General features: G+C 53.1%; 8 protein-coding genes and 1 pseudogene. All 9 read left to right on the top strand.

From position 1 onward, the window contains the following. On the top strand, positions 1-419 hold a 419-nt coding region (locus FT726_RS24490; RefSeq protein WP_346303604.1), incomplete at its 5' end, for an EF-Tu/IF-2/RF-3 family GTPase. A 227-nt stretch (positions 420-646) separates the two neighbouring features. Next, the gene (gene secE, locus FT726_RS24485; RefSeq protein ID WP_021508209.1) at positions 647-1030 is read left to right on the top strand and encodes a preprotein translocase subunit SecE; all 384 of its coding nucleotides are present in this window, start codon (positions 647-649) and stop codon (positions 1028-1030) included. 1 nt (position 1031) lies between these two features. Further along, positions 1032-1577, top strand: coding sequence for a transcription termination/antitermination protein NusG (nusG, locus tag FT726_RS24480; RefSeq protein WP_010616908.1), 546 nt, complete (start codon positions 1032-1034; stop codon positions 1575-1577). A 147-nt stretch (positions 1578-1724) separates the two neighbouring features. Continuing rightward, a complete protein-coding gene (gene rplK, locus FT726_RS24475) occupies positions 1725-2153 on the top strand; it encodes a 50S ribosomal protein L11 (RefSeq protein WP_013507401.1) in 429 nt (142 codons plus the stop codon). 3 nt (positions 2154-2156) lie between these two features. Then, positions 2157-2861 carry a 50S ribosomal protein L1 gene (gene rplA, locus FT726_RS24470; RefSeq protein WP_021508208.1) on the top strand — a complete coding sequence of 235 codons (705 nt, stop codon included), beginning with the start codon at positions 2157-2159 and terminating at the stop codon, positions 2859-2861. A 347-nt stretch (positions 2862-3208) separates the two neighbouring features. After that, a complete protein-coding gene (gene rplJ / locus FT726_RS24465; protein ID WP_021508207.1) occupies positions 3209-3706 on the top strand; it encodes a 50S ribosomal protein L10 in 498 nt (165 codons plus the stop codon). Between the two features lie 66 nt (positions 3707-3772). Then, complete coding sequence (gene rplL / locus FT726_RS24460; RefSeq protein WP_021508206.1) at positions 3773-4138, top strand: 50S ribosomal protein L7/L12; 366 nt, start codon at positions 3773-3775, stop codon at positions 4136-4138. 326 nt (positions 4139-4464) lie between these two features. After that, positions 4465-8493, top strand: a complete 4029-nt coding sequence (gene rpoB, locus FT726_RS24455; protein ID WP_021508205.1) for a DNA-directed RNA polymerase subunit beta — start codon at positions 4465-4467, stop codon at positions 8491-8493. Between the two features lie 72 nt (positions 8494-8565). After that, positions 8566-10171, top strand: a pseudogene (locus FT726_RS24450) (DNA-directed RNA polymerase subunit beta'); the annotation flags it as partial.

The raw sequence follows: 10171 nt of genomic DNA, 5'->3' as shown, positions 1-10171 counted from the left end.
GTACCGGTGTTGAAATGTTCCGCAAACTGCTGGACCAGGGTCAGGCAGGCGAGAACTGTGGTGTTCTGCTGCGCGGTATCAAGCGTGAAGAGATCCAGCGTGGTCAGGTTCTGGCTAAGCCAGGCACTATCAAGCCACACACCCAGTTCGAGTCAGAAGTTTACGTTCTGTCTAAAGACGAAGGCGGCCGTCATACTCCGTTCTTCAAAGGCTACCGTCCACAGTTCTACTTCCGTACCACTGACGTAACCGGTTCAGTAGAGCTGCCAGAAGGCGTTGAGATGGTAATGCCAGGCGACAACATCAAAATGGTTGTTACCCTGATCCATCCAATCGCAATGGACGAAGGTCTGCGCTTCGCAATCCGCGAAGGCGGCCGTACCGTTGGCGCGGGCGTTGTTGCTAAAGTTATCGCGTAATAGCGATAATATTTGACGCAATGCACACGGAAAGGGCATCATTTGATGCCCTTTTTGTACGCTGTTAACCAGAACCTGGCTCATCAGTGATTTTCGATCATAATCATTGCTGAGACAGGCTCTGTATTACGGCGCTGGATACCGAGTTATGCCCAAAAGCGCATTCGGTTTGGATGCCTCGCTCTGCGGGGCAGAATAGTTTCTGAATTATTGTGGCAGGTTGGTTTATGAGTGCGAATACCGAAGCTCAAGGGAGCGGGCGCGGCCTGGAAGCGGTAAAGTGGGTAGTTGTGATCGCATTGCTGCTGGTAGCAATCGTCGGTAACTACCTGTATCGCGATGTGACACTGCCTTTACGCGCGCTGGCTGTCGTGGTGTTGATCGCTGCGGCGGGCGGCATTGCGTTGCTGACCACCAAAGGCAAAGCAACCGTGGCTTTTGCACGTGAAGCAAGAACCGAAATGCGTAAGGTCATCTGGCCAACTCGCCAGGAAACATTGCACACCACGTTAATCGTTGCCGCGGTCACTGCCGTGATGTCACTGATTTTGTGGGGGCTGGATGGTATTCTGGTCCGTCTGGTATCGTTTATCACTGGCCTGAGGTTCTGAGATGTCTGAAGCTCCAAAAAAACGCTGGTACGTCGTTCAGGCGTTTTCCGGTTTTGAAGCCCGCGTAGCCAAGTCGCTGCAAGAGCATATCAAACTGCACAACATGGAAGAACTGTTTGGCGAAGTCATGGTGCCGACTGAAGAAGTCGTGGAAATCCGTGGCGGCCAGCGTCGCAAAAGCGAACGCAAATTCTTCCCTGGTTACGTACTGGTCCAGATGGTGATGAATGACGCCAGCTGGCACTTAGTGCGCAGTGTACCGCGTGTAATGGGCTTCATTGGTGGTACCTCTGACCGTCCGGCACCGATCAGTGATAAAGAAGTGGATGCGATCATGAACCGCCTGCAGCAGGTGGGTGATAAGCCGCGTCCGAAAACGCTGTTCGAACCAGGCGAGATGGTGCGTGTCAACGACGGCCCGTTTGCCGACTTCAACGGTGTGGTCGAAGAAGTGGATTACGAGAAGAGCCGCCTGAAGGTTTCTGTTTCTATCTTCGGCCGTGCAACGCCGGTTGAACTCGACTTTGCTCAGGTGGAGAAAGGCTAAGCCTTTTGTTCACTTTTTAGCTCTTGCGGAAGGCGCGAAATTTACCTATAATTTCGCGCCTTTTGTTTTTATGCGCTGGCAACAGCGTGTAAATCGTTATCACGGGGAGCCTGTTCGCCAGGCGCTATACCCAATAGAGGAAATATCATGGCCAAGAAAGTACAAGCCTACGTCAAGCTGCAGGTTGCAGCTGGTATGGCTAACCCGAGCCCACCAGTTGGTCCGGCTCTGGGTCAGCAGGGTGTTAACATCATGGAATTCTGTAAAGCGTTCAACGCCAAAACAGAATCACTGGAAAAGGGTCTGCCGACTCCAGTAGTTATCACCGTATACAGCGACCGTTCTTTCACCTTCGTTACCAAAACGCCTCCGGCTGCCGTTCTGCTGAAAAAAGCAGCAGGCATCAAGTCTGGTTCTGGTAAGCCGAACAAAGATAAAGTCGGTAAAGTAACTCGTGCTCAGGTACGTGAAATCGCAGAAACCAAAGCTGCGGACATGACTGGTGCTGACGTAGAAGCGATGACTCGCTCTATCGAAGGTACTGCTCGTTCCATGGGCCTGGTAGTGGAGGACTAAGAAATGGCTAAGCTGACCAAGCGCATGCGCGTGATCCGTGACAAAGTTGATGCGACTAAACAGTATGACATCAACGAAGCTGTTGCTCTGCTGAAAGAACTGGCTACCGCTAAATTCGTAGAGAGCGTGGACGTTGCTGTTAACCTCGGCATCGATGCACGTAAATCTGACCAGAACGTGCGCGGCGCGACCGTTCTGCCACACGGTACTGGTCGTTCAGTACGTGTTGCCGTCTTTACCCAGGGCGCAAACGCTGAAGCTGCTAAAGCAGCTGGCGCTGAGCTGGTAGGTATGGAAGACCTGGCTGATCAGATCAAGAAAGGCGAAATGAACTTTGACGTTGTTATTGCTTCTCCGGATGCAATGCGCGTTGTTGGCCAGCTGGGCCAGGTTCTGGGCCCACGTGGTCTGATGCCAAACCCGAAAGTTGGTACCGTAACTCCTAACGTTGCTGAAGCTGTGAAAAACGCTAAAGCGGGTCAGGTTCGTTACCGTAACGACAAAAACGGCATCATCCACACCACCATTGGTAAAGTGGACTTCGATGCTGACAAACTGAAAGAAAACCTGGAATCTCTGCTGGTTGCGCTGAAAAAAGCTAAACCTGCTCAGGCGAAAGGCGTGTACATCAAGAAAGTCAGCATCTCTACCACCATGGGCGCCGGCGTTGCCGTTGACCAGGCTGGTCTGAACGCAGCAGCAAACTAATTGCTGCTTGTAACGGGCGAAAAATTCATCTAGAATCTTACGCCCGTTGTTCTGGTTGATCCATCAATTCAGAACCCAAATTCATAGTCGCGGAGTGCACAGGTCTAAACACCTTGTCATTCAGCGACTAAGGTTGGAGCCAGGCCTGATCCTGGCCTCCGTCCAAGACCGCAGGAGCAGAACCTCTTCGGAAGTGATGCTTAATATCCTGCGTAGACGGTGACAGAACCAAAAAGAATTTTTTCTTCACTGGATTCTGCTCACCGTGTAACGCGCTTACGGCCTTCGGGTGTGTAAGTGAAGTGAGTTCCGGGAAATTTTCCCGGTCAAATCCAGGAGCAAAGCTAATGGCATTAAATCTTCAAGGCAAACAAGCAATTGTTGCTGAAGTTAGCGAAGTAGCCAAAGGCGCGCTTTCAGCGGTTGTTGCGGATTCCCGTGGCGTTACCGTTGATAAAATGACTGAACTGCGTAAAGCAGGTCGTGAAGCTGGCGTCTACATGCGTGTTGTTCGTAACACCCTGCTGCGCCGCGTCGTTGAAGGTACTCCATTCGAGTGCCTGAAAGACACGTTTGTTGGTCCGACCCTGATTGCATACTCTATGGAACACCCGGGCGCTGCTGCTCGTCTGTTCAAAGAGTTCGCGAAAGCGAATGCAAACTTTGAGGTCAAAGCTGCAGCCTTTGAAGGTGAGCTGATCCCGGCGGCACAAATTGACCGTCTGGCAACGCTGCCGACTTACGAAGAAGCACTGGCACGTCTGATGTCGACCATGAAAGAAGCTGCTGCTGGCAAGCTGGTCCGCACTCTGGCTGCTGTTCGCGACGCGAAAGAAGCGGCTTAAGGCCAGATTCTTTTTCTTCGTACTTGCTAACGTATAAACTTTTACTGATTCTTAGGAACAATTGTCATGTCTATCACTAAAGATCAAATCCTGGAAGCCGTTGCAGCTATGTCCGTAATGGAAGTAGTTGAGCTGGTTTCTGCTATGGAAGAAAAATTCGGCGTTTCTGCTGCTGCTGCTGTCGCTGTTGCTGCTGGCCCGGCTGAAGCTGTTGAAGAGAAAACTGAATTCGACGTTATCCTGAAAGCTGCTGGCGCGAACAAAGTTGCTGTAATCAAAGCCGTTCGTGGCGCAACTGGTCTGGGCCTGAAAGAAGCTAAAGACCTGGTTGAAGCTGCTCCAGCTGCAATCAAAGAAGGCATCAGCAAAGACGACGCAGCTGCACTTGAAGCTGCTCTGAAAGAAGCTGGCGCTGAAGTTGAAGTTAAGTAAGACAACCCTCGGGTTGCAGTCTGCGTAAACAGACTGATGGCTGGTGACTTTTTGGTCACCAGCCTTTTTGCGCTACAGGGGAATGATGGCGTTTCGCACTGTTTGTCCATTGTTCCTCTTCAATATCTTTTTCTATCGACGACTTAATATACCGCTTTCCTGTGAAGGTTCCCTGCCTGCGCAACGGCGATGAAATGATTTAAGAGTGATAGAAAGATGTATTGCATGGGGTGCCGCGCATCGCATGAAAAACAAAATAGTGTTGCATGAACTGTCCCTTCAGGACGGACAGCGTGGGTCGACTTGTCAGCTAGCTGAGGAACCCTATGGTTTACTCCTATACCGAGAAAAAACGTATTCGTAAGGATTTTGGTAAACGTCCACAAGTACTGGATGTGCCTTATCTCCTTTCTATCCAGCTTGACTCGTTCCAGAAGTTTATCGAGCAAGATCCAGAAGGCCAGTACGGTCTGGAAGCAGCCTTCCGTTCCGTGTTCCCAATCGCGAGCTACAGCGGCAACTCTGAGTTGCAGTATGTCAGCTACCGTCTGGGTGAGCCGGTGTTTGACGTGACAGAATGTCAGATCCGTGGCGTGACGTATTCCGCACCGCTGCGCGTTAAACTGCGTCTGGTGATCTACGAGCGCGAAGCGCCGGAAGGCACCGTCAAAGACATCAAAGAACAAGAAGTGTACATGGGCGAAATTCCGCTCATGACCGACAACGGTACCTTTGTCATCAACGGTACTGAGCGTGTTATCGTTTCTCAGCTGCATCGTAGTCCTGGCGTATTCTTTGACAGCGATAAGGGTAAAACGCACTCTTCCGGTAAAGTGCTGTATAACGCACGTATCATCCCTTACCGCGGTTCATGGCTCGACTTCGAGTTTGACCCGAAAGACAACCTGTTCGTCCGTATTGACCGTCGTCGTAAGCTGCCGGCCAGTATCATCCTGCGCGCGCTGGATTACACCACTGAGCAGATTCTTGATCTGTTCTTCGAAAAAGTGGTGTTTGAAATCCGCGACAACAAGCTGCAGATGGAACTGGTGCCTGAGCGCCTGCGTGGTGAAACCGCCTCCTTCGATATCGAAGCCAACGGCACGGTCTACGTTGAGAAAGGTCGTCGCATTACTGCGCGCCACATCCGTCAGCTGGAAAAAGACAACATTCAGCACATCGAAGTGCCGGTCGAGTACATCGCGGGCAAAGTGGTCGCGAAAGATTACATCGATCTGAACACCGGTGAGCTGATCGTGCCGGCGAACATGGAGCTGTCACTGGATCTGCTGGCGAAACTGAGCCAGTCCGGTCACAAGCGCATCGAAACCCTGTTCACCAACGACCTGGATCACGGCCCGTACATTTCTGAGACGCTGCGCGTTGACCCAACCAACGACCGCCTGAGCGCGCTGGTTGAGATTTACCGCATGATGCGTCCTGGCGAGCCGCCAACGCGTGAAGCCGCAGAAAACCTGTTCGAGAACCTGTTCTTCTCTGAAGATCGTTACGATCTGTCGGCCGTTGGCCGCATGAAGTTCAACCGTTCTCTGCTGCGTGACGAGATCGAAGGTTCCGGTATCCTGAGCAAAGACGACATCATCGAAGTGATGAAGAAGCTCATCGGTATCCGTAACGGTATTGGCGAAGTGGATGATATCGACCACCTCGGCAACCGTCGTATCCGTTCGGTCGGCGAAATGGCGGAAAACCAGTTCCGCGTTGGCCTGGTGCGTGTAGAGCGCGCTGTGAAAGAGCGTCTGTCTCTGGGCGACCTCGACACGCTGATGCCACAGGACATGATCAACGCCAAGCCAATTTCGGCCGCGGTGAAAGAGTTCTTTGGTTCCAGCCAGCTGTCCCAGTTTATGGACCAGAACAACCCGCTGTCTGAGATTACGCACAAACGTCGTATCTCTGCTCTGGGCCCAGGCGGTCTGACCCGTGAACGCGCCGGCTTCGAAGTGCGTGACGTACACCCGACTCACTACGGTCGCGTATGTCCAATCGAAACCCCGGAAGGTCCGAACATCGGTCTGATCAACTCACTCTCTGTTTACGCGCAGACTAACGAATACGGCTTCCTCGAAACGCCGTACCGCCGCGTGGTTGACGGTAAAGTGAGTGATGAAATTCATTACCTCTCTGCTATCGAAGAGGGTAACTACGTTATCGCTCAGGCGAACACCAACCTCGCCGATGACGGCAGCTTTGTTGACGATCTCGTCACCTGCCGTAGCAAAGGTGAATCGAGCCTGTTCAGCCGCGATCAGGTTGACTACATGGACGTTTCCACCCAGCAGGTGGTTTCTGTCGGTGCGTCACTGATCCCGTTCCTGGAGCACGATGATGCTAACCGCGCCCTGATGGGTGCGAACATGCAACGTCAGGCTGTACCTACCCTGCGTGCTGACAAGCCGCTGGTTGGTACCGGTATGGAACGTGCTGTTGCGGTCGACTCCGGTGTAACTGCTGTCGCGAAACGTGGTGGTACCGTGCAGTACGTCGATGCGTCACGTATCGTTATCAAAGTTAACGAAGACGAGATGTATCCGGGCGAAGCAGGTATCGACATCTACAACCTGACCAAGTACACCCGTTCTAACCAGAACACCTGCATCAACCAGATGCCGTGTGTTTCTCTGGGTGAACCTATCGAGCGTGGCGACGTGCTGGCTGACGGCCCGTCTACCGACCTCGGTGAGCTGGCGCTGGGTCAGAACATGCGCGTGGCGTTCATGCCATGGAACGGTTACAACTTCGAAGACTCCATCCTCGTTTCTGAGCGTGTAGTACAGGAAGACCGTTTCACCACCATCCACATTCAGGAACTGGCTTGCGTGTCGCGTGACACCAAACTGGGGCCGGAAGAGATCACCGCTGACATCCCGAACGTGGGTGAAGCTGCGCTCTCCAAACTGGATGAATCCGGCATCGTGTATATCGGTGCGGAAGTGACCGGTGGCGACATTCTGGTAGGCAAGGTGACGCCGAAAGGTGAAACCCAGCTGACGCCAGAAGAGAAACTGCTGCGTGCGATCTTCGGTGAAAAAGCCTCTGACGTGAAAGACTCGTCACTGCGCGTGCCAAACGGCGTTTCCGGTACGGTTATCGACGTACAGGTCTTCACCCGCGATGGCGTAGAAAAAGACAAGCGCGCGCTGGAAATCGAAGAGATGCAGCTGAAGCAGGCGAAAAAAGACCTGTCTGAAGAACTGCAGATCCTCGAAGCGGGCCTGTTCAGCCGTATCCAGGCCGTCCTGATTTCAGGTGGCGTAGAAGCGGAGAAACTGGACAAGCTGCCACGTGAGCGCTGGCTGGAACTCGGTCTGACCGACGAAGAGAAGCAGAACGCGCTGGAGCAGCTGGCTGAGCAGTATGACGAGCTGAAGCACGAGTTTGAGAAGAAACTCGAAGCGAAGCGTCGCAAGATCACCCAGGGCGACGATCTGGCACCGGGCGTGCTGAAAATCGTCAAGGTGTATCTGGCCGTTAAGCGTCAGATTCAGCCTGGTGACAAAATGGCGGGTCGTCACGGTAACAAAGGTGTTATCTCGAAGATCAACCCAATCGAAGACATGCCATACGATGAGAACGGTACGCCGGTCGACATCGTACTGAACCCGCTGGGCGTACCATCGCGTATGAACATCGGTCAGATTCTGGAAACCCACTTGGGTATGGCGGCGAAAGGCATTGGTGAGAAGATCAATGCGATGCTGAAGAAGCAGGAAGAAGTCGCCAAACTGCGTGAGTTTATCCAGCGTGCTTACGATCTGGGCACCGATGTGCGTCAGAAAGTTGACCTGAACACCTTCTCGGACGACGAAGTGCTGCGTCTGGCAGAGAACCTGAAAAAAGGTATGCCAATCGCGACGCCAGTGTTCGACGGTGCGAAAGAGAGCGAAATCAAAGAGCTGCTGCAGCTCGGCGGTCTGCCTTCTTCCGGTCAGATCACCCTGTTCGACGGCCGTACCGGTGAGCAGTTTGAGCGTCAGGTAACCGTAGGTTACATGTACATGCTGAAACTGAACCACCTGGTCGACGACAAGATGCACGCCCGTTCTACCGGCTCTTACAGCCTGGTTACGCAGCAGCCGCTGGGTGGTAAGGCGCAGTTCGGTGGTCAGCGCTTCGGTGAGATGGAAGTGTGGGCACTGGAAGCATACGGTGCCGCGTATACCCTGCAGGAAATGCTTACCGTTAAGTCTGATGACGTCAACGGCCGTACCAAGATGTATAAAAACATCGTTGACGGCAACCATCAGATGGAACCGGGCATGCCGGAATCCTTCAACGTACTGTTGAAAGAGATTCGCTCGCTGGGTATCAACATCGAGCTGGAAGACGAGTAAGCACTCGCAAGTACTGGTTATGGGACGCGCCTGGCGCGTCCCTGAGAGTTCCACTCCGACGGGAGCTAATCCGTGAAAGACTTACTTAAGTTTCTGAAAGCGCAAACTAAAACCGAAGAGTTTGATGCGATCAAAATTGCGCTGGCCTCGCCAGACATGATCCGTTCCTGGTCTTTCGGTGAAGTTAAAAAGCCGGAAACCATTAACTACCGTACCTTCAAGCCGGAGCGTGACGGTCTTTTCTGTGCCCGTATTTTCGGACCGGTAAAAGATTACGAATGCCTGTGCGGTAAGTACAAGCGTCTGAAACACCGTGGCGTGATCTGTGAGAAGTGTGGCGTTGAAGTCACGCAGACCAAAGTGCGTCGTGAGCGTATGGGCCACATCGAGCTGGCTTCGCCGACCGCGCACATCTGGTTCCTGAAATCACTGCCGTCCCGCATCGGTTTGCTGCTGGATATGCCGCTGCGTGACATCGAGCGCGTGCTGTACTTCGAATCTTATGTTGTGGTCGAAGGCGGCATGACCAACCTGGAAAAACGTCAGATTCTGACCGAAGAGCAGTACCTTGACGCGCTGGAAGAGTTCGGTGACGAATTCGACGCGAAGATGGGTGCGGAAGCTATCCAGGCGCTGCTGAAAAATATGGATCTGGAGCAGGAGTGCGAGCAGCTGCGTGAAGAGCTGAACGAAACCAACTCTGAGACCAAACGTAAAAAGCTGACCAAGCGTATTAAGCTGCTGGAAGCGTTCGTGCAGTCTGGCAACAAGCCAGAGTGGATGATCCTGACCGTTCTGCCGGTGCTGCCGCCAGATCTGCGTCCGCTGGTACCGCTGGACGGCGGTCGTTTCGCTACGTCGGATCTGAACGATCTGTATCGTCGCGTGATCAACCGTAACAACCGTCTGAAGCGTCTGCTGGATCTGGCTGCGCCAGATATCATCGTACGTAACGAAAAACGTATGCTGCAGGAAGCGGTAGATGCCTTGCTGGATAACGGCCGTCGCGGTCGTGCCATCACTGGCTCTAACAAACGTCCTCTGAAATCTTTGGCCGACATGATCAAAGGTAAGCAGGGTCGTTTCCGTCAGAACCTGTTGGGTAAACGTGTTGACTACTCCGGTCGTTCTGTTATCACCGTAGGTCCATACCTGCGTCTGCATCAGTGCGGCCTGCCGAAGAAAATGGCACTGGAGCTGTTCAAACCGTTCATCTACGGCAAGCTGGAACTGCGTGGCCTCGCGACCACCATCAAAGCTGCTAAGAAGATGGTTGAGCGTGAAGAAGCTGTAGTCTGGGATATCCTGGACGAAGTGATCCGCGAACACCCAGTACTGCTGAACCGTGCACCAACCCTGCACCGTTTGGGTATCCAGGCATTCGAACCTGTTCTGATCGAAGGTAAAGCAATCCAGCTGCACCCGCTGGTTTGTGCGGCATATAACGCCGACTTCGATGGTGACCAGATGGCAGTTCACGTACCGCTGACGCTGGAAGCCCAGCTGGAAGCACGTGCGTTGATGATGTCGACCAACAACATCCTGTCACCTGCGAACGGCGAGCCAATCATCGTTCCTTCTCAGGACGTTGTACTGGGTCTGTACTACATGACCCGTGACAAAGTGAATGCGCGCGGCGAAGGCATGGTGCTGACCGGCCCGAAAGAAGCTGAGCGTG

Origin of the sequence: Pantoea sp. Morm, from assembly GCF_016643525.1 — a bacterium.
Lineage (GTDB): Bacteria > Pseudomonadota > Gammaproteobacteria > Enterobacterales > Enterobacteriaceae > Pantoea > Pantoea dispersa.
This window is presented reverse-complemented; position numbering and strand designations above follow the sequence as displayed.